The following is a 286-nucleotide window of genomic DNA, read 5'->3' as shown; positions in this document are numbered from 1 at the left end:
GGGCGAGCACGTCGTCATCTCGGGCCGCATGGAGTGGTTCAACGGCCGCCCGACCATGGTCCACCCCGACCATATCGCGCTCGCCCACCGGCATCGATTTTTCGAGATAGGAAGCGTGAGCATGGAAGAAGGTCAGCGCGATCTCGCCGGTGTCGTCATGGGCGAAGACACGGTACGGCACCGATCTGTTGCCGCGCGGCGGCGGCTGGTGACGGTCGATGCGGACCTCGAGCGTGACGATTGCGCCTTCGGCGGCGAGCGCGATGCCCGGCCGGTTGCGGCGATC

1 pseudogene is annotated in these 286 nt (G+C 67.1%); it reads right to left on the bottom strand.

The window, feature by feature from the left end:
• Nucleotides 1-286: pseudogene (locus tag EN786_RS39220) on the bottom strand (ATP-dependent DNA helicase RecG); the annotation flags it as partial.

This window comes from Mesorhizobium sp. M4B.F.Ca.ET.143.01.1.1, assembly GCF_004792275.1.
In the GTDB taxonomy this organism is placed as follows: Bacteria; Pseudomonadota; Alphaproteobacteria; order Rhizobiales; family Rhizobiaceae; genus Mesorhizobium; species Mesorhizobium abyssinicae.
This window is presented reverse-complemented; position numbering and strand designations above follow the sequence as displayed.